General features: G+C 64.5%; 28 protein-coding genes and 1 pseudogene. 14 read left to right on the top strand and 15 right to left on the bottom strand.

The window, feature by feature from the left end; genetic code table 11:
- Window positions 1-578: 578 nt before the first annotated feature.
- Together ACFVWR_RS01165 and ACFVWR_RS01160 are read right to left on the bottom strand one after the other, a co-directional pair.
- Window positions 579-1559: an aldo/keto reductase gene (locus tag ACFVWR_RS01165; RefSeq protein WP_387207220.1), complete on the bottom strand. Its 981-nt coding sequence runs from the start codon at window positions 1557-1559 to the stop codon at window positions 579-581.
- On the bottom strand, window positions 1541-2449 hold the full coding sequence (locus ACFVWR_RS01160) for a DMT family transporter (RefSeq protein WP_387207219.1): 909 nt from the start codon (window positions 2447-2449) through the stop codon (window positions 1541-1543). The genes ACFVWR_RS01165 and ACFVWR_RS01160 overlap by 19 nt, the downstream gene beginning before the upstream one ends.
- Before the next feature lie 149 nt (window positions 2450-2598).
- On the opposite strand from ACFVWR_RS01160, the gene ACFVWR_RS01155 reads away from it, so the two are divergent.
- On the top strand, window positions 2599-3096 hold the full coding sequence (locus ACFVWR_RS01155) for an Lrp/AsnC family transcriptional regulator (RefSeq protein WP_387207218.1): 498 nt from the start codon (window positions 2599-2601) through the stop codon (window positions 3094-3096).
- A 37-nt stretch (window positions 3097-3133) separates the two neighbouring features.
- On the opposite strand, the gene ACFVWR_RS01150 is transcribed toward ACFVWR_RS01155, so the two are convergent.
- The gene (locus tag ACFVWR_RS01150; protein WP_387207217.1) at window positions 3134-3979 is read right to left on the bottom strand and encodes a haloalkane dehalogenase; all 846 of its coding nucleotides are present in this window, start codon (window positions 3977-3979) and stop codon (window positions 3134-3136) included.
- Between ACFVWR_RS01150 and ACFVWR_RS01145 the strand changes: the two genes are divergently transcribed.
- A complete protein-coding gene (locus ACFVWR_RS01145; protein ID WP_387207216.1) occupies window positions 3978-4421 on the top strand; it encodes a MarR family winged helix-turn-helix transcriptional regulator in 444 nt (147 codons plus the stop codon). The genes ACFVWR_RS01150 and ACFVWR_RS01145 overlap by 2 nt on opposite strands.
- A 2-nt stretch (window positions 4422-4423) precedes the next feature.
- Here ACFVWR_RS01145 and ACFVWR_RS01140 read toward each other — a convergent pair whose 3' ends face one another.
- Window positions 4424-5008 carry a TetR/AcrR family transcriptional regulator gene (locus ACFVWR_RS01140; RefSeq protein ID WP_387207215.1) on the bottom strand — a complete coding sequence of 195 codons (585 nt, stop codon included), beginning with the start codon at window positions 5006-5008 and terminating at the stop codon, window positions 4424-4426.
- Between the two features lie 78 nt (window positions 5009-5086).
- Here ACFVWR_RS01140 and ACFVWR_RS01135 point away from each other — a divergent pair, with 78 nt between their 5' ends.
- From ACFVWR_RS01135 to ACFVWR_RS01115, 5 genes are all read left to right on the top strand, one after another.
- Window positions 5087-5503: an SRPBCC family protein gene (locus tag ACFVWR_RS01135; protein WP_387207214.1), complete on the top strand. Its 417-nt coding sequence runs from the start codon at window positions 5087-5089 to the stop codon at window positions 5501-5503.
- Between the two features lie 176 nt (window positions 5504-5679).
- A complete protein-coding gene (locus tag ACFVWR_RS01130) occupies window positions 5680-6291 on the top strand; it encodes a dihydrofolate reductase family protein (protein ID WP_387207213.1) in 612 nt (203 codons plus the stop codon).
- Between the two features lie 89 nt (window positions 6292-6380).
- The gene (locus ACFVWR_RS01125) at window positions 6381-6731 is read left to right on the top strand and encodes a YciI family protein (RefSeq protein ID WP_387207212.1); all 351 of its coding nucleotides are present in this window, start codon (window positions 6381-6383) and stop codon (window positions 6729-6731) included.
- A complete protein-coding gene (locus tag ACFVWR_RS01120) occupies window positions 6710-7957 on the top strand; it encodes an RNA polymerase sigma factor (protein WP_387207211.1) in 1248 nt (415 codons plus the stop codon). Before ACFVWR_RS01125 ends, ACFVWR_RS01120 begins: the two co-directional genes overlap by 22 nt.
- Before the next feature lie 179 nt (window positions 7958-8136).
- The gene (locus ACFVWR_RS01115; protein WP_387207209.1) at window positions 8137-8526 is read left to right on the top strand and encodes a hypothetical protein; all 390 of its coding nucleotides are present in this window, start codon (window positions 8137-8139) and stop codon (window positions 8524-8526) included.
- Between the two features lie 223 nt (window positions 8527-8749).
- Here the strand turns inward: ACFVWR_RS01115 and ACFVWR_RS01110 are convergent.
- A pseudogene (locus tag ACFVWR_RS01110) lies at window positions 8750-8812 on the bottom strand (epoxide hydrolase N-terminal domain-containing protein); the annotation flags it as partial.
- Between the two features lie 107 nt (window positions 8813-8919).
- Window positions 8920-9546 carry a LysE family translocator gene (locus tag ACFVWR_RS01105; RefSeq protein WP_387207208.1) on the bottom strand — a complete coding sequence of 209 codons (627 nt, stop codon included), beginning with the start codon at window positions 9544-9546 and terminating at the stop codon, window positions 8920-8922.
- 360 nt (window positions 9547-9906) lie between these two features.
- Between ACFVWR_RS01105 and ACFVWR_RS01100 the strand changes: the two genes are divergently transcribed.
- Entirely contained in the window at window positions 9907-10257 is a 351-nt protein-coding gene (locus ACFVWR_RS01100) for a VOC family protein (RefSeq protein ID WP_387207207.1), read from the top strand.
- A 4-nt stretch (window positions 10258-10261) separates the two neighbouring features.
- Here ACFVWR_RS01100 and ACFVWR_RS01095 read toward each other — a convergent pair whose 3' ends face one another.
- Window positions 10262-10759 (bottom strand): carboxymuconolactone decarboxylase family protein, encoded by a 498-nt coding sequence (locus ACFVWR_RS01095; protein WP_387207206.1) that lies wholly within the window; start codon window positions 10757-10759, stop codon window positions 10262-10264.
- Window positions 10760-10961: 202 nt separating this feature from the next.
- Between ACFVWR_RS01095 and ACFVWR_RS01090 the strand changes: the two genes are divergently transcribed.
- Window positions 10962-11885, top strand: coding sequence for an RNA polymerase sigma-70 factor (locus ACFVWR_RS01090; RefSeq protein WP_387207204.1), 924 nt, complete (start codon window positions 10962-10964; stop codon window positions 11883-11885).
- Between the two features lie 53 nt (window positions 11886-11938).
- Here ACFVWR_RS01090 and ACFVWR_RS01085 read toward each other — a convergent pair whose 3' ends face one another.
- From ACFVWR_RS01085 to ACFVWR_RS01075, 3 genes are all read right to left on the bottom strand, one after another.
- A complete protein-coding gene (locus ACFVWR_RS01085) occupies window positions 11939-12301 on the bottom strand; it encodes a hypothetical protein (protein WP_387207203.1) in 363 nt (120 codons plus the stop codon).
- 122 nt (window positions 12302-12423) lie between these two features.
- Entirely contained in the window at window positions 12424-13671 is a 1248-nt protein-coding gene (locus ACFVWR_RS01080; protein WP_387207202.1) for an APC family permease, read from the bottom strand.
- A 130-nt stretch (window positions 13672-13801) separates the two neighbouring features.
- Window positions 13802-14680 carry an alpha/beta fold hydrolase gene (locus tag ACFVWR_RS01075; protein ID WP_387207200.1) on the bottom strand — a complete coding sequence of 293 codons (879 nt, stop codon included), beginning with the start codon at window positions 14678-14680 and terminating at the stop codon, window positions 13802-13804.
- A 90-nt stretch (window positions 14681-14770) separates the two neighbouring features.
- Here ACFVWR_RS01075 and ACFVWR_RS01070 point away from each other — a divergent pair, with 90 nt between their 5' ends.
- Window positions 14771-15214, top strand: coding sequence for a MarR family winged helix-turn-helix transcriptional regulator (locus ACFVWR_RS01070; RefSeq protein ID WP_387207199.1), 444 nt, complete (start codon window positions 14771-14773; stop codon window positions 15212-15214).
- On the opposite strand, the gene ACFVWR_RS01065 is transcribed toward ACFVWR_RS01070, so the two are convergent.
- From ACFVWR_RS01065 to ACFVWR_RS01055, 3 genes are all read right to left on the bottom strand, one after another.
- Window positions 15215-16312, bottom strand: a complete 1098-nt coding sequence (locus ACFVWR_RS01065; RefSeq protein WP_387207198.1) for a GNAT family N-acetyltransferase — start codon at window positions 16310-16312, stop codon at window positions 15215-15217. It lies immediately after the preceding gene.
- Between the two features lie 117 nt (window positions 16313-16429).
- On the bottom strand, window positions 16430-16846 hold the full coding sequence (locus ACFVWR_RS01060; protein ID WP_387207196.1) for a hypothetical protein: 417 nt from the start codon (window positions 16844-16846) through the stop codon (window positions 16430-16432).
- Between the two features lie 137 nt (window positions 16847-16983).
- Window positions 16984-17334, bottom strand: coding sequence for a winged helix-turn-helix transcriptional regulator (locus ACFVWR_RS01055; protein ID WP_387207195.1), 351 nt, complete (start codon window positions 17332-17334; stop codon window positions 16984-16986).
- An 80-nt stretch (window positions 17335-17414) separates the two neighbouring features.
- On the opposite strand from ACFVWR_RS01055, the gene ACFVWR_RS01050 reads away from it, so the two are divergent.
- Window positions 17415-18071 carry an FMN-dependent NADH-azoreductase gene (locus ACFVWR_RS01050; protein ID WP_387207440.1) on the top strand — a complete coding sequence of 219 codons (657 nt, stop codon included), beginning with the start codon at window positions 17415-17417 and terminating at the stop codon, window positions 18069-18071.
- A gap of 48 nt (window positions 18072-18119) precedes the next feature.
- Here ACFVWR_RS01050 and ACFVWR_RS01045 read toward each other — a convergent pair whose 3' ends face one another.
- Window positions 18120-18716 carry a TetR family transcriptional regulator gene (locus ACFVWR_RS01045; RefSeq protein ID WP_387207194.1) on the bottom strand — a complete coding sequence of 199 codons (597 nt, stop codon included), beginning with the start codon at window positions 18714-18716 and terminating at the stop codon, window positions 18120-18122.
- A gap of 88 nt (window positions 18717-18804) precedes the next feature.
- Between ACFVWR_RS01045 and ACFVWR_RS01040 the strand changes: the two genes are divergently transcribed.
- Complete coding sequence (locus ACFVWR_RS01040) at window positions 18805-19563, top strand: SDR family NAD(P)-dependent oxidoreductase (protein WP_387207193.1); 759 nt, start codon at window positions 18805-18807, stop codon at window positions 19561-19563.
- 22 nt (window positions 19564-19585) lie between these two features.
- Here ACFVWR_RS01040 and ACFVWR_RS01035 read toward each other — a convergent pair whose 3' ends face one another.
- Entirely contained in the window at window positions 19586-20176 is a 591-nt protein-coding gene (locus ACFVWR_RS01035) for a GNAT family N-acetyltransferase (RefSeq protein ID WP_387207192.1), read from the bottom strand.
- Window positions 20177-20425: 249 nt separating this feature from the next.
- Between ACFVWR_RS01035 and ACFVWR_RS01030 the strand changes: the two genes are divergently transcribed.
- Window positions 20426-22156: an ABC transporter ATP-binding protein gene (locus ACFVWR_RS01030; RefSeq protein ID WP_387207191.1), complete on the top strand. Its 1731-nt coding sequence runs from the start codon at window positions 20426-20428 to the stop codon at window positions 22154-22156.
- 1 nt (window position 22157) lies between these two features.
- Window positions 22158-24323 (top strand): ABC transporter ATP-binding protein, encoded by a 2166-nt coding sequence (locus tag ACFVWR_RS01025; RefSeq protein ID WP_387207190.1) that lies wholly within the window; start codon window positions 22158-22160, stop codon window positions 24321-24323.
- Window positions 24324-24469 lie beyond the last annotated feature (146 nt).

The raw sequence follows: 24469 nt of genomic DNA, 5'->3' as shown, positions 1-24469 counted from the left end.
CTTGCTCAGAGAGGAACGGTGCGTACCATCACCTAGCCGAAAGGCAACGGAGTTGCCCGATGAGCAGGCCCCACCGAGCGTCGCTCGTCGGGCCTGTTCTACAAGCTGAGAATCCGCCAGGCTCACCCTTCAAGGTTTTGGGCGGGCGCGCCAGGCCGGTAATCTGCGTAGCCGATGTTCAAAGGCACAGCGAGTCGCCATCAGGGTGCCGCCCTCGCTTCACGACTTTGAAACCGCGGCCTCATCGGCCGTACTCAGTCCTCTACGCGTCCACTGCCCGTGTCCGGTGATCTAACCCGTTCGGTTTGCGCACAATTTGCGCACAACTGTCTGAGGCCGAGTGGGGTTCACGGTGGTCGAACGCGCTCCCCGATCGTTGATGTTCCGGCGTTTATGGGTTCTTCCCCTGACCCAGCAGGACTCAGGATAGAGTTCGAATCCCACGCCCTCCGCAGCGTGTAAGGCGGCTGGATTCCAGGTCGACGAGGTGCGGGGATGACCATGCAGCAACAAGATCGGTGGCCCGTCTCCGCCGTGCTGATGAACAGCGTGGTGTCGCCCCACACGACCGCTCTCCTTCACTCGTCTTCTAGGGTCTTGTGGGGTCGATATTGCGATTCGAGGCGCACAATTTCTTCGGCGATCAGTGTCAGCTCGAGCGAGGAGAGCGCGTCTTCCAGGTGCTTGATTTTGGTCGCGCCGACCACTGGTGCCGAGACGACAGGATTCTGGAGGAGCCACGCCAATGCGATCTGTGCCGGCGTCACGCCGCGTTCCGCGGCGATGTCGAGTGTGATGTCAACGATGGTGAAGTCGTCGTCCAGGTAGTCGCTGTCGGCTTGCGGATCGTTCCCGGAGCGCACGGTCTGCGCGGATTCGCCGCGTGTGCGAGAGCCTGTGAGTAGTCCTCTGGCGAGGGGGCTGTAGGGGAGAACTCCAATGCCTTGGTCTGCGCAGAGGGGGATCATCTCGCGTTCTTCTTCTCTGTAGACCAGGTTGTAGTGATTCTGCATGGATACGAACTGGGTTGTGCCCGTTGTGCGTGCCGCGGTTTGTGCTTTGGCGAACTGCCAAGCGTGCATGGTCGACGCCCCGAGGTAACGCACCTTTCCTGAACGGACCAAGTCGTTCAAAACATCCATCGTTTCCTCGATGGGGGTGAATGGGTCCCACCGATGGACTTGATAGAGGTCGATGTAGTCCGTGCCCAGCCTGCGCAAGGAGCTGTCTATGGCCGCCATGACGTGTTTGCGAGAGAGGCCGCCCTCATTGGGGCCCGGACCCATCGGGTAAAAGACTTTCGTGGCGACGATGTAGTCGTCCCGTTGGCTGAACGTCTTAGCCAGAAGTCGCCCTGTGATCTGCTCGCTGGCGCCCCTGTCGTACATGTCGGCCGTGTCGAAGAAGTTCACTCCGGCATCGGCCGCGCGCCGGATGATGGGTTCGGCTTCTTCGGCGTTGAGGTGCCAGTTTCGTCGGCTTCGATCGCCGTAGCTCATCATTCCGAGGCAGATTCTCGATACTTTCAGGCCTGAACGACCTAGTCGGACGTAGTCCACTGCTCCTCCGATGTCTTGAGCTCTTGTTCTTTCGTCCGTGCGTCAGCGGGCTTCATGTCGCGATGCAGGATCACACCGGCTGTGACCAGCGCGATTCCGATGATGTCGAGCGCTGAAGGAATCTGTCTGAGTACAAGGAGGCCGACGAGCGTTGCCACTGCCGGTAAGAGTGCCAGCATCAAGGCGAACGTTGCGCGGGGGAGGCGTGCCATCGCTAGCTGGTCCGTGACGTAGGGGATGACGGATGAGCACACTCCGACGCCGACCGCCCACATCAGCCACGCGGGATGGACGAACGCGGGTGTGGCGAAACCCGCGAGCGGTGCAACCATCACGGCTCCGATGAGCATTGACACTGCTAATACGTCGATGCCCGCGGCGGTCGGCGTCGCGGTGGCGTCGGTGGCGTCCGCCGACGGCCTCGGCGGGTTGGCGATCCGGTGACCGAGCAGAACGTACGCCACGAAGGCGGCACAGTTGGCAAACGCAAATACGACGCCCAGCGGGCTGTCGACTATTCGTATCTCCGTCAGTAAGACGACTCCAGCGATTGCCAGCCCGAGCGCCGCCCAGTTGCGGAGAGACTTTGTTCCAACCGCGGCGAGCACCACTGTGCCCAAGAATTCGATCGCACCGACGGTCGAGAGCGGAAGCCGCGCGACCGCGAGATAGAACAGAGAGTTCATCACCGCGAGTACGGCACCCATTCCTAGATACAAGCGCCACTGCGACGCTCGAGCGTTTCGTAACAGACGCCAGGGCCGACGCCAGATAGTCAGCACGATGGCTGCCGAGAATATCCGGAGCCAAGCAACTCCCAGCGGCTCGATGTGCGCGAAGAGCAACACCGCGAACGACGGGCCCAGGTAGTGGAACACCGCGCTGATCATGAAATACGACGCTGGAGGGAGCCGGTTCAGGATTCCGCCTGAGCCTCGCGGCCCCGAAGTCACCGCACCCGTACCTCGCTGCCGCATGCACTCAGTATTGGGCGCGAACGCACGCATGAGAAGAGTATGTTGAAGGTGGAGGTGCCGTCTTGCCTAAAGAAACACGCCGATCCGATCCGAATACCTTCGCCCCGACGTCAAAGGCGCTCGACGAAACGGACATCCGCATACTGAAGGGCCTCGAAGCCGATCCTCGCATCAGCATGTCGAGCCTCGCCAAGCAGGTGGGTATGTCAGCGCCGGCTACCACCGAACGGGTGCAACGGATGCAACGAGACAACGTGATTGCCGGCTTTCGCGTCATGATCAACCCCGCTGCTCTGGGCTACCCGATCACTGCGTACGCCAGAATCCGGCCTGGGGTGGGACAGCTCCCGAAAATCGCCGCGCTCGCGCAAGGCGAGCCGACGGTGACGGAGTGCCATCGGATCACCGGCGACGATTGCTTCCTCGTGAAGCTTCATGCACCGACTATCGAGGATATTCAGACGGTTCTCGACCGCTTCCTCCTTTTCGGAAACACGACGACGGCCATTGTTGTGACGACGCCCGTACCGCTGAGGGGCCTTCCCGTGGAATTGACCTGAAAGACACTCGATTTAGTGAGACAGAACGTGCGGCCGTTTAGCGCAGTGCGTTCCGGTCCATCCACTCTGCGACGGAGTGCCCGATCTCGCCGGGGAGATCCTCGGCTGCGTGATGTCCGGCCGGTCCAAGCTTTTCGATCTCGATTGCGGCTATGCGTTCGCTGGCCCAGGCGATTGCTCGCTCGTCGATCAACAGGGTGGCCGAGTTCTCGAATGTGAGCAGAAGCTTCGGTACCCCCGCGGATGATTCCAACCACGATCCCGCTTGCTCGAGTCGCCTGATCAACTCGGTGGGCGGCGCGGCGAGTTGGCGTGCCCAGGCGAGTAGGGGTCGGCGGCTTTCGCGGGATGGATATGGCGCTACGTATCTGGCGAGGTCTCGCTCGCTCAGCGGGGACAGCACGCCAGCGCTGTAAGCCTGCCGGATAGCGGTGTCCTGGTCCAGGTACACCGCTTCTGCCTTTGCGGAGAGGACGAGTTCGCGTCGGGCGCGAGCCTGAGGGGAGAGGTGCTCAGGACGGGGCGAACGAAGGACCGCCTCGAACAAGGCTGTCCCTCTCACCCTGGTTGGGAACCTGGCGGCTCGGTCGATTGCCAGGGCGCCACCCCAGTCATGTCCAACGAGGACGGCCGGTTCATCCCCGAGTACGGCATCGAACCAACCGTCGAGGTAGCGGGCGTGGTCGGCGAATGTGTAGGCGATGTCGGGCTTGCCGGAATTGCCCATACCGATCAGGTCAGGTGCGAGAAGGCGGCCGGAGCCCACGGCAGGCAACACATTGCGCCAGAAGTATGACGACGACGGGTTTCCGTGTAAAAACACGAGAGCCGGGGCGCCGAGTTCACCCGTTCGGATGTCGGTGAAATGAATAGTTGAATTCATGGATGCCGACGAAGAACTGCGATTCGACCGCGGCGACGACACGCCTGAGCGGCTGAGGCACCAACTCTCCCGACTCGTCGGCATGAGCTCCGTGTTGATGCGGCGCGTCGCAGCCGACGAGCTCCATATTTTCAATGCTCGCAAGGACCACTTCGTGGTTCTCGCTGCGCTTCCTGAGTTTGGTCCCGCCAGCCAAGCCGCTCTTTCGCAGCGCACCAGAATCTACAAGAGCGACCTTGTTTCGGTCCTCAATGACCTCGCGGGCGGTGGGTGGGTTTGCCGCACCTCCGATCCAGCAGACAAGCGACGGAACGTGATCACAATCACGCCCCTCGGGGAGCAGCGCCTCACTGAGCTCGATCGCGCCCTCGACCGGGTAAACGAACACATCATGGCACCACTAAGCCGCGAGGAGGTGATCAGCGACCAACCTCATGAGTGACGTCAGGCTTTGGCGGAGTATGCTAGCGCGCCAATCGCCGCGTCGCGCGCTCGGATGCGCAGCCCTGCAAGGTTGTCGAGTTCGCCACCGACGAGGACGCCGTCGGCAATGAGAATCAGCATGTCGCCCGCGGGACCCGGCCGGGGGTGACCGTCAGCGGTCAGAAGTTCACGAAACAGCTCCCGTAGCCAGCGCCGATGCTCGGCGACTGCCGCGCGAATCGGGCTCTCAGGATCCGGGTATTCGGCCGCAGCGTTGATGAACGGGCACCCGCGGTAGCCAGGCTGATGCGCCGCGACGGCGTAGGAGTCGATGATCGCCAAGAGCTTCGCCCGAGGCGATCGCCCGACGAAGCCGTCCGCCGCAGCCCTGCCTCGGCGATCCTGCTCCTCGACGTAGGCGCGCACCAGATCATCTTTCGTCGGGAAATGCTTGTAGAAGCTGCCCTTGGCGACGTCCGCCGTCGCGATGATCCGATCGACCCCGACAGACCGGATCCCTTCGGAGTAGAAGAGCGAAACAGCCGCATCCAGCAATCTCCGTCGCACGCGACTCTGACGAGGGGCGCTGGTGGGATGGGTTGGCATGGCATTGACTTTACTAGACAGAAAGGTCTATTTTGATCAAGTCCGATAATGGACAGATCGGTCTATTTAGGAGCAGCGATGGCCACCATCACCCGAGAGATCGCCATCGATGCCACGCCGGAGGCGGTATGGGAGGTGGTGAGCGATTTCGTGGGCGGACCGATGCGCATGGCGGGGAGCGTGTTCACCGACTGTCGACTCACCGCGCCCGACACCCGGAGGTTGACTTTCGCCGACGGTACGCAGGCGTCGGAACGCTTCGTCGCCCGGGACGACGCTCGTCGGCGGATGGTTTGGAGTTGGGCCGCGGAAGAGGTCGTGCACGACAGCACTTCGATGCAGGTCTTCCCAGCAGATGACGGCTGCGCTCGGCTGATGTGGACCCATGACACGTTGCCAGACGAATTGAGTGTCTGGCTCGGCGTCACGATGGATGAGCTCGCTCCCATCTTCCAGCGATCACTGGCCAGGCCGACTGACGCGGCTTCGGTATGACACGAGCCGAGTCACCTTCCAGTGACGGGAGAGGGTCGACTAGGACATCGCGTCCACGAAGCGGCGGCTTGTCTGAGTGAAGTCTTTTGGGGGCTGGTGTCGGATCCAAGCGAAGTCGTTCGTTGTATGGGTGAAGGCGTCCAATGCGTGGGTGCCGAAGCGAGGAGAACCAGGAAATGAAACTCACGACCATCACGCAGCTCACTCTTGACGGAGTGACCCAAGGTAACGGCGGCCCAACGGATGACGATCGCAAGAATGGATTCGAACGCGGTGGGTGGGGGCGGGGAGCGGGTGACGACACGACGCGCGACCACATTGCCGCGACCTTCCAGCGTGCCGACGCGTTTCTCTTCGGCCGCCGGACGTACGACATACTCCTTGAATTCTGGGGCACTATCGAGGATCTGAAACAGCACCCGATTGGAGTAGCGCTGAATTCGAAGCCGAAATACGTGGCCTCCAGAACGCTTACGGAGCCGGAATGGGCAAGCACCGCAGTCCTCGGAGACGACCTCTTCGCGGCCGTAACGGAAATGAAGGCCAGTGGAGATGGCGAACTCCAGGTACACGGAAGCAGTCATCTCATCCAGTGGTTGCTGGAAAAGGATCTCGTCGATGAAATGGAACTCATCACCATTCCCGTCGTCCTCGGACAGGGTGCCCGACTGTTCGCGGACTCCGGTCGAGATATCGCGATGAACCTGGTCGACTCGCGTTCCGATTCGAAGGGAGTCATGATTCAGACCTATCGACCCGCTGGCCGTCCCGGCTACGCAACCTTCTGATCGAGACGATTTCTGCCGGATGGTGTGCGCCCACGGCGAAACCGCCCGTACTAAGAGCGGGCGGGAGCCCCGAGAGAAAAGGAATTGACATGCAGTATCTGATTTCCGTAATCGATGACGATGTGTCGAAAGCCGCGGACTGCGATGGATCGGCAGGTTCCGCCGAAGCGACCGCGATCGATGAATTCAACGAGCAGCTGCAGGCGCAAGGCCACTGGGTTTTCGCAGGGGCACTTGGAGGTTCCGACACAGCCACCATGGTTGACAATCGGGGCGACACGCCAATGGTCACCGACGGTCCCTTCCCCGAGTCGAAGGAGTTCCTCGGCGGCTTCTGGATCATCGAGGCTGCTGACCTCGATATCGCACTACGGATCGCCGGCGATGGATCCAAGGCGTGCAATCGCAAAGTCGAGATATGGCCGGTTCTGCAGGAGTGAGCAGTGTCGAGAATGTGATCACTCAGGCCCACCGCGAAGAGTGGGCCCGCCTGGTTGCGACCGCAGCCAGGAGGTTCGGCAGCCTCGATATCGCCGAAGAGGCCGCAAGCGAGGCATTCGCCATCGCGGTCAAGCGATGGCCCATCGACGGCGTCCCGCCGAACCCCGCCGGCTGGCTGACGACCACAGCGATCCGCAAAGCAATCGACCTGATCCGTCGTGAGAACAGACGCGACAGCAAGCAGATAGAAGCGATGATGATTGCCGACAACGGGACCGTCCGTTCGCGGGGTGCGATCGATGACGACCGACTGCGGCTGATCTTCACCTGTTGCCACCCGGTTCTCGCGATGGAGAGCCGGGTGGCTCTCACGCTCCGCATGGTCGGCGGTCTCACAGTGAATGAACTCGCGCGCGCCTTTCTCGTGCAAGAAGCGGCAATGGGACGCAGAATCACCCGCGCCAAGGCCAAGATCAGGCAGGCCCGCATCCCATTCAAGCTGCCGTCCTCGGGCGATCTCCCGGAGCGCATCTCGGGTGTCCTGGCCGTGCTGTTCCTTGTCTTTAACGAGGGCTACCTGGCGACGAGCTCCGACTCCGACCCGGTGAGGGACGATCTCACGGCAGAGGCCATTCGACTTGTGCGCCTGATCCGAGATCTGATGCCAGAGGACGGCGAGGTGGCCGGATTACTGGCAATGATGCTCCTCATCGAAGCGCGCCGTCCCGCACGAATTTCAGCGAGCGGTGAGCTGGTCACCATCGACGAACAGGATCGAGGTGCCTGGAATCGGGCACTGATCGCAGAAGGGCATTCAATCGTTCGTGAACGCGTGAATGCAGGTATGCTTCCTGGGCGTTATCAAATACTTGCCGCGATCAACGCAGTGCACACCTCCGCCCGCGATGCGCGCGACACCGACTGGGCACAGGTCCTGGCCCTCTACGACCAACTGATCAGGCTAGATCCGTCGGCGATCGTTGCACTCAACCGAGCGATAGCGGTTGCCGAGGTTGATGGTCCGGAAGTAGCGCTCGCGATGGTTGACCGTCTCGAGGAGACGCTGAACAACTACCACGCCTTCCATGCGACGCGCGCGGACCTCCGGCGCCGTCTGGGCCAGAGGCGGAATGCCCAGGAATCATACGAGTGCGCCATCCAACTTTCCGGCAACACGGCTGAGTCCATGTACCTCCTCCGCCGCCGCAACCAATCGGCAGGTTGAGAATGGAGCATCCGAGTGGTCAGTTTTCACGGGTAAAAGCGGCCGCTCTCCGTAATTGCTTTCGCTTCCGGAATAGCCGCCCTGAGGAGAGCCCGAGAGGGCGGCACAATCGCCGCACCCCGGTGCGCCTCCCGATCACGGAGCTCTCCGTGTCGAACACGTCCTACGGATTCTGAAACATGGCAGTCATCGATGACGTCCGACCGCTGGGCGCAGAGTTGGAGCGCTCCTACCATGCCTATGTTCGGGGGCGATTGAAGTACCGCGTCGGTCAGATGGTCTACGTCGCGTTCTCGCTCGACGAGAGGGTGATGGGGTTCGCCTTCCCGCGGGAGCAGCGGGCAGCGCTAGTCGCGAGCGATCCACACAAGTTCCAGGTGCCGTCGAAGACCGACCTGCGCTTCAACTGGGTCCACGCCGATCTTGCGGCTCTGGATCCGACCGAGGCCCGCGAGCTCGTCGTCGATGCGTGGCGCATGGTCGTCCCAGCGAAGGTCTCCCGCGCTTACGACCTCTCGCATCCCGAAGGTCCCTCTATGGGGATGCGGTCGAGGTGGATCCGGTCTTAGCGGCGAGTCGCGCTGAGGATGTTTCGGCGAGGATTGCTGCGAGGTTCTGAATTCCCGGGTCAGCGAAGTCGGGCCGCCGAGCGGCCAGGGCGATCCGGTGTGGTCCTCATCCGGAGTTCTGGGTTGGCCCTGGCCGGGAGAATCCTGGGAGCGACGGGATGGCAAGATCGAACTCGATCATGCTCGACAGGCCGCGCCACGTCGGATCGGGTGAGAGGGCTGATCAGATCCACTCGGCGACGGATCCTGGATAGCCGTGGGTCAGGATGAGTGGTATTGCTTCCGGTTCGGGCTATTGGAGCCCACACTTTGCTCTCCTGACGGACTACGGTACTTCGAGGCCGCTCGGCGCGTGACTGAGCCTAGATTGGCCTGCAGACGAATACGCGCGATCTATTCTCCTGCGCTCGTGGCCACGGTTGCGACGCCGAGCAGTCCCAGCACCGCGGCCGAAGTGCGCTCAAGCATCTTGGTGACCCGCGGCCGACGCAGCCACACGACCGCCCACGAGGCCAGAAACGCAACCGCGGTCAGATAGACGAGTGCCACACCTGCGTCGATCGCTCCCAGCAGCAGGGTGTTCTCCACGGACGCACTGTTCTCAGGGATGAACTGCGGAGCCACGGCCAAGAAGAACAGGCCGACTTTGGGATTGAGAAGGCACGAGATGAGGCCAGCCACCAGGCTTGATCCGGTTCGGACTTGCGTCGGGGCCGATTCAAGCATCCCCCCACCTTTTCTGGAAGCGAGGAAGGCACTGACCCCCAAGTAGACGAGATACAGGCCGCCAATGATCTTGATCACGCGGTACGCCTCCGCCGAATTTTCCAGAATTGCCGCAAGCCCGAACGCCACGGCTCCTGCCCACACGAGAGAGCCGAGTGCAGACCCCACAGACGCTGCGATACCGGCGCGTCGTCGAGCCAGGCTGTATCTCAGCACCAGAAATGTATCGGGGCCTGGAGCGAGGGCGAGGAGCATGCAGAGTCCGGCGAACGCGAGAATCGATGCCGACGTCATCCGCACAACCTAGCATCGCGCCGAACGACCATACCCTGCCTTGACCTGCTCACGCTCTCATCGAACTGTTCGGAGTTCTCGAGGGATCCTGCATAGTGGTCCGCGCCGCTCGCGGGTGCCGCTCGGGATATAGCTGCACCCACCCGTGGCTAGGCGTTTCCTCCGACACCCGGTCCACGAATGACTTGCCCTCCGCAAGTGGATGAGTCCGAGGGGTTCGTTGCCCCCTGCGATGGCCCACTTCAGCCTCGGCATCGCTACCTGAGAACTGGAGCAGGGCGCCCGGTGAGGGATGGGCCTGCGACGCATTCGTGCTCTCGCATACCAGCGCGGGCACGACTGCGGTGTCAGACTTGGACGATGAAGGCGGTAGAGACCATCACCAATCTGCACACCGACGACGTCGAGCGGGCGAGGGAGTTCTTCGGGTTCCTCGGGCTGACCGAAGTCGGAATGAACCAAGGGTGGGTTGCCCGCTTCACCTCCCCGGAATCGGGCGCGAGCGTCCAAGTCGTGACCCGAGATGCGACGGCACCAGAGGACTCCGTCATGACCATCAAGGTCGATGATGTCGACGCCGCGTATGAGGAAGCGCAACGACGTGGCTACGAGATCGTGCACCCGCTCACCGACGAACCGTGGGGTATCCGTCGCTTCTTCGTCCGGAGCCCGGATGGGCACGTGATCAACGTCGCTCGGCATCGCTCGTGAGCGATCAGTCTGCGATTCGGCTTGCCGCAGTGGTCAGCGTGCTGGGCTGGGGGGAGCCCCCCGCCATGTTCAGGATCACGCCGAGCCGATTGGCTGCGTTGATTTGTGCGACCAGGCAGACCAGCGCCGCGATCTGGTCGTCGCTGTAGTGCGTGCGCACCTGGGCCCACGTGTCGTCGGATACGCCGTGGTTGCCGTCGGCGAGCCGGGTGCCTTCCTCAGTGAGTGCCAGGGCGGCCCGTTCGGCATCGGTGTACACCGATGCGTGACGCCAGGCTGCGACCAGGTTGAGCCGCACAGGGGTTTCGCCGGCGGCCGTCGCTTCCTTCGTATGGACGTCGACGCACCAGCCGCAGCCGTTGATCTGGCTGGCGCGCAACTGCACCAGATCCTGGACGGTTTTCGGAAGCGCTGATTGGCTGATCACCAGGCTGGCGGTGCCGAACCGCTTGAAGAACTTGGCGCCGAGCTCGTTGCCGATCATGTTGAAACGCGTGTCCATGACTTTCGTCCTCACTATTGGAGTTGTGCGTGAAGTCGCGTTCCGGGCGGATCACGACGGCTTTACGACCATGAGACGCCGGTGGCCCCGTCTCCGTGACATCACCGCTTTTGTGGCGTGCGACATACCGTGCTCGTGTCACGAGGTGGGACCTGGCGGCGTCTCATGGATGAGACAGTTACAGAGTGAAAAGGAGTAATCCATGGTCGACGGCTCGGAGTCGGTGCTCGAAAGTCATAGCGGAAGCATGAGCCGTCGCGCGGATTCGGCAACGGAGGCATTTCTCGAGCACCGCAATCTGCTGTTCACCGTCGCCTATGAGATGCTCGGCTCCGCCGCCGATGCGGAGGACGTTCTCCAGGAGACGTGGCTGAGGTGGGCCGGCGTCGACCTCGATACCGTGCAGAATCGGCGCGCGTATCTGGTCCAGATCGCCACCCGTCAGTCGCTCACCCGGCTGCGAACCCTCAGCCGTCGCAAAGAGTCCTATGTCGGTCCCTGGCTCCCAGAGCCGCTGCTGACCGCGCCCGACGTGGCCGAGGATGTCGAACTCGCCGAAAGCGTCTCGATGGCGATGCTGCTCGTGCTCGAGACACTCACTCCCAACGAGCGTGCGGTGTTCGTGCTTCGCGAGGTGTTCGGCCTCGAGTACGACGAGATCGCCGAAGCCATCGACAAGAGCTCGACCGCCGTCCGTCAGATCGCCCACCGGGCACGGGCGCACGTCGCTGCACGCCGACCTCGTGTGGCCGTATCCGTCGCCGAGACCCGAGACGTGCTCGACGCGTTCAGACGGGCGGTCACAACCGGCCGCCTGCAGAACCTGCTCGACATCCTCGCGCCGGATGTCGTCTTCCTGGGAGATGGCGGTGGAGTCGTGCAGGCCGCACTATCGCCCGTGGTGGGTGCCAGCGAAGTTGCCTCCGTGCTGGGCAGGATCGCTGCCGCGGCATCGCTGCAGCCGACGCACGTCAATGGCTACCCGGCCCTTGTTGTCAGCCTGGATGGCGAGATCAACACCGTTATCGCGGTGCGCGTCGACCACGGCGTCATCTCCGGGCTCTACGCCGTGCGCAATCCTGAAAAGCTGTCGCGTATGAAACGGGAGACTGCACTACACCGCTAGCCCCGGCGCCACCGTCGACCAGACCTGTCGACTCCACGTTCATCGCGGTGCGGTCAGACGGTAGGTGTCGGTTCCGTGCCGTCGATCACGATCGGGTGCGGCGCGGTGCGGTCCTCGGGGAGGCCCCACAACGGTTCTCCCTCTCCCGCGTCCAGGAGGAACTCCACCGCCGTCGTCCACAGCGGCGCGACCTTGATCGGTGGGATGTCTTCCTCACCCGGGAAATGCACCGCGAAGTGCACCTCCGGCTCGCCCTTGACCGGGTCCGCCGCTGCGATCAGCCCGTAGTAGCGCTCATCGTCGAGGACCCGCCAGCGGCCGGTTTCGCCGTGCTCGGGCTCGAGCCTGACACGGTAGCCGCCGTAGGCGAAGTCGGGCCCGGGAGGCAGCGCGGCGCGCTCGTCGTCGTTCTTCATATAAGCGTTCTACGGCGAGTAAGCGCGCAAAACAACTAGTTAAATTGACTAGCAAAACGGAGTAGTGGGCGTGCTCAGGTCTGGCTCGTCTCCGCTTCGAATGGGGCTCGAATCCCGATAAATCACTGGGTGCGGAGCCGGATCAGCCGATAGCCGATCCCGACTGCGACGACGATGATGCCGGCGACGATCGCGGTGATCGGCAGGGTGGCGACCAGGAGGAGGCATCCGGCTGCACCGAGGACTTGGAGCACCTTCGGGTATCGGCGCTGTGGCTTGGTCTGAGTGAAGGCCGAGACGTTGGCGATGAAGTAGTAGAGCAGCACGCCGAACGAGGAGAACCCGATCGCACCGCGCAGATCGACGGTGAGAATGAGGGCGCTGACGATGATGGCGAGGGTGATCTCGGCGTGGTGCGGAACCTTGTGCCTCGGGTGCACGGCGGCCAGCCAGCCCGGGAGGTCTCGGTTGCGGGCCATCGCGAGGGTCGTCCGGCCCACACCAGCGACGAGAGCCAGGAGCGCTCCCAGTGCGGCCAGGGCTGCACCGACCCGAACGATCGGTGATGCCCAGCCGGCGTTCGCCGCGGTCACGACGTCGACGAGCGGTGCCGCGGAAGTGGCGAGCGTTTCCGGCCCGACGACGAGCAGCACAGTGACGGCGATGACCGCGTACACCACGAGGGTGATGAAGAGAGCGGTGGTGATCGCGCGCGGGATGGTGCGTTGGGGGTTCTTGACCTCTTCGCCCATCGTCGCGATCCTCGCGTAACCGGCGAACGCGAAGAACAGGAGGCCCGACGACTGCAGAATGCCGTACGGCCCATCGGCAAAGAGTCCCTGGCTGAGGTCGTGGCCGGCGGGGTCTCCCGATGTGAGGCCGACAGCCACCACGAGGGCGAGCACGGCCAGCACGATCACGACGATGAAGCGTGTCAGCGTAGCGGTTCGGGTGACCCCGAAATAGTTCACTGCGGCGAGAGCCAGCACTGCCACGACCGCAATCGGTTTCCCCCAGCCCGCGGGGGCTGCATAGGCGGCGAACGTCAGCGCCATTGCCGCGCAACTCGCGGTCTTGCCGATCACGAAGCTCCAGCCCGCCATGAATCCGGCCCACTCGCCGAGGCGTTCACGCCCGTAGATGTAGGTGCCGCCCGATGTCGGGTATTGGGCGGCGAGTTGCGCCGACGCGGTCGCATTGCAATAGGCGACGATCGCCGCGATCGCCAACCCGATCAGCAGGCCCGCGCCCGCGGCGGCGGCAGCGGGCGCGAAGGAGGCGAAGATCCCGGCGCCGATCATCGAACCGAGCCCGATCACCACGGCGTCCGTGGTGCCGAGTTTGCGGGCCAGACCAGGGCTGGTCGTCATCGTCGTCCTTTCGACGCACCATGAATCGGCTCCTCGGTGGCGCGATGCGAGACGAGCAGAAACACCGCCCCGGGAAACAGTTGCCGCACGTCCTGAATCGTATTCCGATATCGGTGACGGATACGCATCCCTAGAGTCGGGCAAACACCTCGATGAGTGCCTCCGCCAACCTGTGTGGGGCTTCCTGCGCGACGTAGTGGCCGACGCCGTCGAGCTGAATGCCAGTCGCTCCTTCCACGCTAACGGCGCCGAACGCTGCCTGGGTGAAGCCGCCCCCGCGGGACCCGATGGCTGTGACCGGCATTCGAAGTGGGCGTTGCTCGGCGAGCGCGCGTAGCTCGGCACCCTCGGTGAGCATGCCGCGATAGAGGGCCGCGGCGCCGGAGAATCCGCCATTCCTGCCGTAGGTGCGGGCGAATTCAGAGCTGTCGGCGGGCCCGACGGCGGTGGCTGGAACGCCGTACAAGGGATACAAGTACTCCCCGATGAAGGCCGCGGCTTCTTTCTCGAACAGCAGTCGGTCGATACCCGGAGCCGCAAGCGCGCCGATGTACCAGGCGCCGCCCTCGGTGACGTCGGCAAGTCGTTCGGCGCCGAATCCCGCCAGACCGGACTCGACCGCCGTCAGGCTGATGACGTGTTCCGGGTGGGTGGCAGCAAGGCGGTACACGACACCGCCGCTGAGGTCCTGCCCGACCACGTGCATCGGCCCGACAGCCAGGAGTTCGATCAGGGCACCCAGATCGGTGGCGGCGGCAGCAGAGTGGTTCTCGTCAGCGACGGCGGAGTCGCCGAAGCCTCGAAGGTCGACCGCGTAGACGCGATGCTGGGCGGCGAGACGTGGAATGAGTCCACGGAACGCCCACCACGTCTCGGGGAAGCCATGGACGAGGAGGATCGGCGGTCCGCTCGCGCCTGCGGCGACGTAGTGCAGTTCGGTCCCGTTCACCTGAGCCCGGTGATGGGTGACGGCCGGAATGGTGGCACCTGTCGGGGTGATGACTGTCATTCTTCGCTCTCCTCAAATCGACAACGCGGTTGTCTAACCGACTATAGACAACCGTGTTGTCGATATCAAGCCCCGTCTTATACTTGTGCCATGTCTCGCACCGGCGCCGGTCTCGCCCTCCTGCTGCTCGGCGGATACCGGTCGCTGGTGGATGCCGCGACGGCAGAACTCGCATCGCGCGGACACCCCGACTTCCGGCCGGTCCACGAGTTCGCGCTCCGAGCGATCGCGGCGGGTGCCGACAGCGCGTCTGAGCTCGGGCGGCGTACCTCGGTGTCGAAGCAGGCCGCCGCAAAGACCATCGCGGTGCTGCTCGAACGCGCCTATGTCGTCAGTGCGCCAGATCCCGGCGACGGTCGGCGCAAGCGGCTCGAGTTGACGAGCCGTGGCGTCGACGTGATGGCCCAGGGAGAAGCGATCCTGGACGACGCCCGAAAGAAGTGGGAAGCCCAGATCGGGCCGACAGAACTCGCGAACCTCGAAGCGAACCTCAGGGCGCTGGTCGGCGACGCCGCTGTGAGCGACAACGGGTGATCACACCGCGAGCTTCTTCTTCCACCGGGCGGAGTAGCAGAGCGGCGCGAATCCGACGGCTTCGTTCACGTCGAGCATGTACCGGTTGTCCTCGGCGTTCACCGTCTCCACGGAGCTGCTGTCGGGGAATCGCGCCGCCAGTTCGCGCAGGTTCGTCAGCTTGAGCAGCATGCCGAGTCGGCGGCCCCTGTGCTCCTCGATCACCAGGGTGTCCACCTGCTCGACCGGACGCTGCGGATCCGCCGGCACATCGAGCTCGGTGTACCCGGCGAGCTGTCCCGTTGCCTCGTGGAGAGCGGCTGTCATCAGCAGGACCCGGGGGCTCTCGGCCCAGAGGTCGTCGACGGCGCGAACGCGCTCGGCCGTCCAAACATCCACGGTCTGCTCGATTCCGGCGTTCGGAGCGTCCGTGCTCATCCGGGTTCGCAGGAGCGCCATGCCGTCGACCCACTGCTCGGGTGTGCGGCCCTTCCAGGTCACTGTTCGATAGCCCGCGGCGGCGGTCGTCGCCTCATCGAGGCGCGACGAGAACATCCCGGAATCCACAGGCAACGGGAGGGTGCTCAAGCGGCCCACCTGTTCGAGGGAGAAACCGTAGCGCCGAAGAAAGCGGGTCGAACCGAGATCGTTCGGCACTGACCCGAAGCCGGTGGGCGGGAGGATGCTGTCGCCGCCGACGCCCGCGGGGAAGCTGGTCTGGTTCTGGACGGTCGTGCGACCCGCCGCCCGCGCCATCCCTTCGAGTCGTTCGTAGAGGGCCGAGCCGATTCCGCGCCCTCGATGTTCAGGCAGCACTCCCACCGCTGCCCAGCACTCGCCGGCGTCGAGCGGCAAGGCGAGGCTGCCCCGGGCGACGACTCGCTCACCGACCTTGGCGACGAGTCCCGCCATGGGAACGTTGTTGTCCTTCCAGCTCGGCAACAGCTCCTCGGGCGTGACGAACTCTGTGGCAACGCCTCGTTGCTCGGCCTCGACCGTGCTTCTCACCTCTGCCATGCCGATGAAGTCGCCGGCATCCGGCGATGCGACACTGTCGGGCACGGTCACGTCGGTGATGGTGAACGCGCGCGCGGTGGTGGTGTGATCTGAAGATGACATGGATATCCCTTGTTTGCAGGATCGATCGACTCACCCACGGTCGTGGGGAGGAGGGGAATCGCTGCTAACGGATCACGAGGGAGAGTGTGTCACACGGGGGCGCGTCTGCGCTAGCCGCTACTTGCGGCCGACGGCGGTTCTGAGGATCTGGGCGATGCGCTCCTTGTCGGCGTCGCCCATCCCGGTGATCGCGAAGCCGACCGGCCACACGGCGCCGTCGTCGAGCTGCGCTGCCTGCTGGAACTCGATCGTCGCGTAGCGGATCTTGAACTTGGAGCCCGGCTTGAAGGCGACGACGACCTTGCCGTCGGCATCGGCGTAGGCGGGCATCCCGTACCAGGTCTTCGCCGACAGCGACGTGTTCTCGGCGACGAGCTGGTGGAACGCCTCGGCGAGTTCCTTGTCGGTTCCCGTCATTGCGGCGATCGCGGCGTCGCAGGCCGCGGCGGCATCCGCGCCCTCCTGTGCTGCCTTCTGCTCGGCGACGGCGGCCTTGATGGCAGCCTTCTCTTCTTTGCTGAATGTGGTGGCCATGGGTCCTCTTCCGTATCGGTATTGCGACCAATCTAGAACTCGGCCCGGCGCCGTGCTTCTCCATTCCTGCTTTTTCCAGCACGGACAGGAGTGCCTGCATTCGGCGTCGGTCGCGACATCCGTTTTTCAGTGCCGGCTTAGTCGCGCAACGAGGGCGCGTTCGCCGCAAGGTTGCCGGACGCCCAGCGCCCGAGCTGATCGAGGATGGGCAGAAGCCGGTCGCCGGCGTCGGCCAGGGTGTACGACACGGCGACGGGCGGGCCGGGGGAGACGGCGCGAACGACGAGTCCGACATCCGTGAGCTCGGCGAGACGGTCGGAGAGCACGGCGTCACTGATGCCGGGCACCGCGTTTCGCAGGCCGCCGAAGGTGGTGGCGCCGTTGCCGAGGGCCGACACGATCATGCCATTCCAGCGCTTGCCCAGCACGGAGAACGCCAGAGTCACGGCCGCGTCGCAGGTGCGGTGCTCCTCGTCGATCGATGCCATGACTCCATCGTAACAAGTGCTAGAGTCTTCGAAGTTACTCTGTTTTTGTGAGTAACTCTTTAAACACGATCGGAGATATCATGCAGCTGTTCCGCCTTGATGCCAGCATCCTGCCGTCGACGTCGGCGAGCCGGTCATTGGCCGACCTCGTCGAGGCCGAGTGGCTCTCGACCCACCCGCACTCGGATGTGGTGCGGCGCGACCTCGCCGTCGAGCCGGTGCCGGCCACCGCGTGGGCAGATGTCGTTACCTCGGGCTTCGTCGAGGAGGCCGAACGATCGGATCGTCAGCGCTCTGCCCGGGCCCTCGCCACCGAGATCGCCGACGAGCTGATCGCAGCCGATGCGCTGGTCTTCGCCGTTCCGCTCTACAACTACGGGGTCTCCCAGCACTTCAAGACCTGGTTCGATCTCGCCTACACCGATCCCCGCATCGACCCTCGCGGCACCGCACTCAACGGCAAGCCCGCGACCCTGGTCACCGTTCTCGGCGGAAACTACCTGCCCGGCTCGCCGAAGGAAGGATGGGATCACTCCACCGGGTGGCTGCGTCGCGTGCTCGAAGATGTCTGGGGCCTCGATTTGCGCGTCGTGCAGCGCCCGTTCACCCTTGTCGGTGTGAATCCTGCGCTCGATGCTTTCGTCGACGTGGCCGCCGAGTTCAAGCAGGATGCCGAGACGGATGCGGTTCGATCCGGGCAGGAGATCGCCGGGCTGGCGTCGACGACGCGTCGCTGACCGTTCGAAGCTCGGCTTGTATTCGGGGAGTCCCCGCGCTCCTCGGTGCTAGGCGCTGCGCGGTGCGGCTAGTCGCCGCGCAGCTTCGACGACGAACTCGCGGCGGCGTGCGCGCTCGGCTTCGTCGTCCGGCCCCGCGCCGGTGATCATTTCCGCGAGTTGCGGAACGGTCTGCCACCAGGCCGCCAAGGCGATGAGGGCGAATGCCAGGTGGGCGGGGTCGAGCCCACGATCGAGTGTGTCGTCTTTCTGGGCGGCGGCGATCCACTCCACCTTTTGCCGGTAGTGCTCCGAGCGGCCCGATTCGTCGGCCGGTGCGCCCCCTTGGAGTCCTTCCCATTGCAGAAGGCGCCCCAGTCGCGGATGGCTCGCGTGATAGTCGAAGGTCGCCCCGGCGAAAGCGCCGATGTCGTCGAGCCCGACGCCGGTGAGTCGCACGGCGGAGGCGAGACGCTCCAGCTCGGTGCCCAGCACGAGATCCCAGAGAGCGCGCTTGTCGCCGAAGTAGCTGTAGAGGCGCTCCTTGTTCACGCCGGCGCGCACCGCGATGGATGCGACCGTCGCGCCGTCGAAGCCCCGATCGGAGAACTCGACCAGTGCTGCGTCCAGCAGTTTTCGCCGCGTGCCCTCAACATCCCATGCCACTTTCCCAGAGTAGCGAGGCCGAGTTGAAAGAACGGACGAGGGGGTCTAATATTCCAACCAAAGCGTTGGAGTTGGAGTTGGAGAAATCATGTCGAATCAAGGAGAAGCCTCCGTCGGTCCCTCCTCTGGGGAGCGTCGCCCTGTCGCGTTGGTCACCGGGGGCAACAGCGGCATCGGCTTCGCAGTAGCCCGGCAATTGGTCGACAACGGAGTCGACGTCTGGATCGGCGCCCGTGACCTGGAGAAAGGACGAGCGGCGGTGGAAAAGCTCGGCCCTGCTGCCCAGGCCGTGCAGCTCGACGTGACAGACACCGGCTCGGTGGCGTCTGCGGCCGAGCAGATCGGCGAGCTCGACATCCTGGTCAACAACGCCGGCATCAACCCGGGAAGCGAAGACATCGTCGACACCACGCTCGAGCAACTGCGACAGGCCTATGAGACGAATGTGTTCGGTCTTGTCGCGGTGACCCAGCAGTTCCTTCCAGCGCTTCGCCGGTCAGCGCATCCGCGAATCGTCAACATCTCCAGCGGTACGGGATCGTTGACGTGGAACAGCGGCCCGAACCCGCAGTTCGATTGGGAGCGCGTGCAGGGCGCTGGCCTCGCTTACAGGAGTTCGAAGACCGCGGTGAACGCCGTGACGCTCCTGGTCGCGCAGGCGCTCGGCGAGACGTTCAAAGTGAATGCTCTCGCGCCGGGCTTGCGCCGCACGAACCTGTTTCCCGACATGACCGTGGGAGGCGATCCGGCGGAAGCCGCCCAGGGCGCCGTTCGTCTCGCGCTGCTTCCTGACGACGGCCCGACCGGGCGCCTGTGGTCGTGGGACGGCACTCTCGCTCCGTGGTAGGAGTGCCCGTGGTCGTCGCTCCTCAGCCGTAGACGAGGTACGTGCCCGGCTTGCCCGGTTCGACCAGCTCGAACTTCAGGATCAGATCCGTGCGGCGGATGCGGTCCACCTGCTGCGTGAACTGCTCGTTCGTGACGAAAACGGCACGGTTCACCTTCCACTCGTCGGCGAACCAGGCCCGAAGAGCGGCGAGGAGCCGATCATCCAGTCCCTTCTTCATCTGAGTGCGACGAACCCAGACGTAGACGACGACATCGACGTCGGCCCACTCGTCGTCGCCGACGGCGGTCACGGCGGACTTGGCGAGAAACGATGCGCCCGTCGGAAAGACGTAGACGCAACCGAGGCATTCGTTCTCGTCAGGTGCGAGCACGGTGTAGGTGAACGCGCGACGGTCGGCATGACGTTCAGCGAGGCCGGCGAGGTCGGCGCGGTTCGCCTCCACGGTGAAGTCGTCTTCGGGCCATGTCGACTGCTCCCAGAGCCGAAGCTCCTCGCGCGTCTCCATCAGCGCCGCGTGATCCTTCTCCGCGTCGTCGGCGGTGATCGGGCGGAGGACGAACTCGGTGGTCCTCAGCCCGACGGGAACGAGCCCTGGATAGATCGTCGACACGTGCGCCTCCTGTGCTGAGCCGGTCAGGCTATCGCGTTCACCGACCGGTTCTCAAGAGGGGACGCCTCGGAGGGATCGACGCCGCTACTCGATGCGGGCGTATGCATCCCTTCTGGCCGTCCCCGGTTGCGTCTATGCTGGTCGGGCGCTCGCCGACAGCGCCGTGGCCGGAGGTATCGCCGGCGCGGAGGGCAGCCGTCTTCCGGATCCGTCCGGCACTCACATTCACACACCGCTTCGGGGGCAATCGTGACTCTGCTTCGTTTATCGCTGCGCTTCGTGCGCCCGTACTGGCGATCGGTCACCGCCGTGGTCCTGCTCCAGCTGATCGCGACCATGGCCGCGCTCTATCTGCCGACCCTCAACGCCGACATCATCGACAAAGGCGTCGTGAAAGGTGACCCCGACTTCATCTGGCGCACCGGCGGCATGATGCTGATCGTCTGCTTCATTCAGGTGATCGCGGCCGTCGCGGCCACCTACTTCGGGGCGCGCGCCTCGATGTCGGCCGGCAAAGACATCCGTCGGTCCTTCTACCGCAAGGTCGACGCGCTGCCGTCGCTCGACCTCGCCCGGTGGGGGATGCCGACGCTCATCACGCGCAACTCCAACGACGTGCAGCAGGTGCAGATGCTCCTGCTGATGACGTTCAACTTCATGGTCTCGACGCCGATCATGTGCATCGCCGGCATCATCTTCGCGGTGCGCGTCGACGCGGGACTGTCGTGGCTGATCTGGGTTTCGGTCGCCGTGCTGTTCGTCGTGGTCGGCATCCTGGTCTGGCTGCTTCTGCCGATGTTCCGCATCATGCAGGAGCGCATCGACGGCGTGAACGGCGTCATCCGTGAGCAGATCGTCGGCATCCGCGTGATTCGCGCCTTCGTGCGCGAGAAGTTCGAGAGCAAGCGCTACGACGACGCGAACGCAGCCTTGACGCAGATCTCGGTTCGGGTCGGCAACGTGTTCGTGCTCATGTTCCCGATCATCATGCTCATCCTGAACGTGGCGACCGTCGCGGTGCTCTGGTTCGGCGGGCACCGCGTCGACGCGGGCGACATCCAGATCGGCGCCCTGACGGCTTTCCTGCAGTATCTGCTGCAGATCCTCGTCGCCGTCATGATGGGTGTGTTCATGGCGATGATGATCCCTCGCGCGATGGTCTGCGCCGAGCGCATCGAAGAGGTGCTCAGCGCGCGCTCCTCGGCGAAGGCAGGCGCGGGTGCAGGGCCGGTGCCGGCGAACGGACTCGTCGAGGTGCAGAACGTCACGTTCGGCTACCCGGGAGCGGAGAAGCCGGTGCTCAACGATGTGTCGTTCGTGGCGCAGCCGGGTGAGGTCACCGCGATCGTCGGATCGACCGGCTCGGGCAAGTCGACCTTGGTGTCAGTGATCGCCAACCTCTTCACTCCGCAGAGCGGGCAGGTGCGCATCGGCGGCGTCGCGGTCGACGGTCTCAGCCGGGAGCAGTTGGCGGGAGTGCTCGGCCTCGTGCCGCAGCGGCCCTACCTCTTCTCGGGCACCATCGCGTCGAATCTGCGATTCGGGCGTCCGGATGCGACCGACGACGACCTGTGGGAGGCGCTGCGCGTCGCCCAGGCCGAAGGGTTCGTGCGCGCTAAAGACAAGGGCCTCGATGAGCGCGTCGCCCAGGGCGGCACAAACGTGTCGGGCGGGCAAAGGCAAAGACTCTGCATCGCGCGGGCACTCGTGGCACACCCCAAGGTGTTCCTCTTCGACGACTCGTTCTCAGCACTCGACGTAGCGACGGATGCGCGCCTGAGACGGGCGCTCGCCGACTCCACCGGCGACGCCGCGGTCATCGTGGTGGCGCAGCGCGTCTCGACCATCCGTGAGGCCGACAGCATCATCGTGATGGACGACGGCCGCGTCGTCGGTCGCGGAACGCACGACGAACTCGTCGAGTCGAACGAGACGTACCGCCAGATCGTCGAATCGCAGCTGAGCCTGGAGGTGGCTTGAGATGGCACGCGACACCGAACGCAAGAAGCGCGGCGGCCGCCCCGAGAAGGCCCAGAGCCCCACGGCGACGGATATCGTTCTCGACGAGCTCGAGGAAGAGTACGAGTTCACGCCCACCGAAGCCGACGGCGACATGTTCGGCGGAGCACCCGCGAAGAAGGCCGAGAACTTCTGGCCGTCGTTCAAGCGACTGATGGGTCTGCTCAAGCCGGAATGGCTCGGGATGGCCTGGGTCACCCTGCTGACGATCGTCTCGGTCGTGCTCATCGTGATCGCGCCGAAGATCCTCGGTAACGCCACCGACGTCATCTTCCGGGGCGTCATCGGGTCGCAGCTGCCGAAGGGCGTTCCGGTCGACCAGGTCATCGAGGGGCTCCGCGCATCCGGTCAGAACCAGCTCGCCGATGTGATCGCCGGCTCGGGCGTGACCACGGGCCAGGGCATCGACTTCACCGCCTTGGGGCGTCTGCTTCTGATCGTGCTCGCGATGTACCTGGTCGCATCCCTGTTGCAGTGGTGGCAGGGCTACCTGCTGAACGCGCTCGTCATGCGGGTCGTCTACGGTCTCAGAAAAGACGTCGAGACGAAGCTCAACCGGCTGCCGCTCAGCTACTTCGACACGCGCCAGCGCGGCGACCTCATGTCGCGCGTGACCAACGACGTCGACAACATCCAGACGGCACTGCAGCAAGCGTTCTCGCAGCTGATCCAGTCGGTGCTGACCGTGATCGGCATCGGCATCATGATGTTCATCGTGTCGTGGCAGCTCGCCCTGATCGCGCTCATCTCCATCCCTCTCTCCGGCGTGATCGCGGGCGTCATCGGATCCCGGTCGCAGAAGCTGTTCAAGGCCCAGTGGGCGTCCACCGGCGCCCTCAACGGCCACATCGAGGAGTCGTTCTCGGGCCTCGACCTGGTGCGCGCTTTCGGGCGCGACGAGGTGATGCTCGAGCAGTTCGACGAGCGCAACGCCAGCCTGCACAAGGCGCAGACCGGCGCGCAGTTCGTGTCGGGCAGCATCATGCCGGCGATGAACTTCGTGTCGTACCTGGCCTACGTGCTGATCGCCGTCGTCGGCGGACTGCGGGTGGCCGCGGGGCAGCTGACCATCGGTGACGCCACGGCGTTCATCCAGTACTCCCGGGAGTTCTCGCAGCCGATCGGCCAGATCGCCGGCATGGCGAACATGCTGCAGTCGGGTGTGGCCTCGGCTGAGCGCACCTTCGAGTTCCTGGACTCGGAGGAGCAGACGCCCGACACCGCGACCGAGCACCTGCCGGCACGCGCCGACGGCCGGGTCGAGCTCGATCACGTCGACTTCTCGTACGACCCCGCCGTGGAGCTCATCCGGGATCTCTCGCTCAGTGTGCGGCCCGGAAGCACCGTGGCGATCGTCGGGCCGACTGGCGCGGGCAAGACGACACTGGTCAACCTGATCATGCGGTTCTACGAGTTGAGCGGAGGCGCCATCCGACTCGACGGCATCGACACCACGCAGCTGTCCCGCGCCGAGCTGCGGGGCCAGGTCGGCATGGTGCTGCAGGATGCATGGCTCTTCTCCGGCACGATCCGCGAGAACATCCGGTACGGCAGGCTCGATGCCACCGACGACGAGGTGATCGAGGCGGCCAAGGCGACGATGGTCGACCGCTTCGTGCGTCAGCTGCCCGACGGGTACGACACGGTCATCGACGCCGAAGGCGGCAACGTCTCCGCGGGCGAGCGCCAGCTGCTCACCATCGCTCGCGCGTTCATCGCGAACCCCTCGCTGCTCATCCTCGACGAGGCGACCTCATCGGTCGACACCCGCACGGAGCTGCTCGTGCAGCACGCCATGGCTGCTCTGCGCACCGACCGCACGTCGTTCGTCATCGCGCACCGGCTGTCGACCATCCGGGATGCGAACACCATCCTCGTCATGGAGAGCGGACGCATCGTCGAGCAGGGCGACCACGCGACACTGCTGGAACGCCGCGGCGCGTACTACGACCTGTACATGACGCAGTTCCGGGGCGACGACGCGGAAGCCGACCTGGAGCTGCAGGAGAACGGTGCCGGGCAGCCGGTGCCCGCGGGTGCGGGGGCGGGTGCGGGTTCGGGTGCGGGCGGCGGTGCGGATGCGGTGTCGGACGAGCCGCAGGCCGCTGACGGGGTCGCGACTCCCTGACGAAAGTGCGCGACCTGTGCCGGCGCGGCGAGCGTGGCCGACGCCGATGAGTGTGGCCGCTGCGGTCGAGCGTGGCCGGTACAGCAGCCACACTCGACCGCACTGGCCACACTCGGCCGATCCAAAGGACGCCGGGGATACCATCG

Source organism: Leifsonia sp. NPDC058292 (assembly GCF_042880955.1).
Classification (GTDB): Bacteria; Actinomycetota; Actinomycetes; order Actinomycetales; family Microbacteriaceae; genus Leifsonia.
This window is presented reverse-complemented; position numbering and strand designations above follow the sequence as displayed.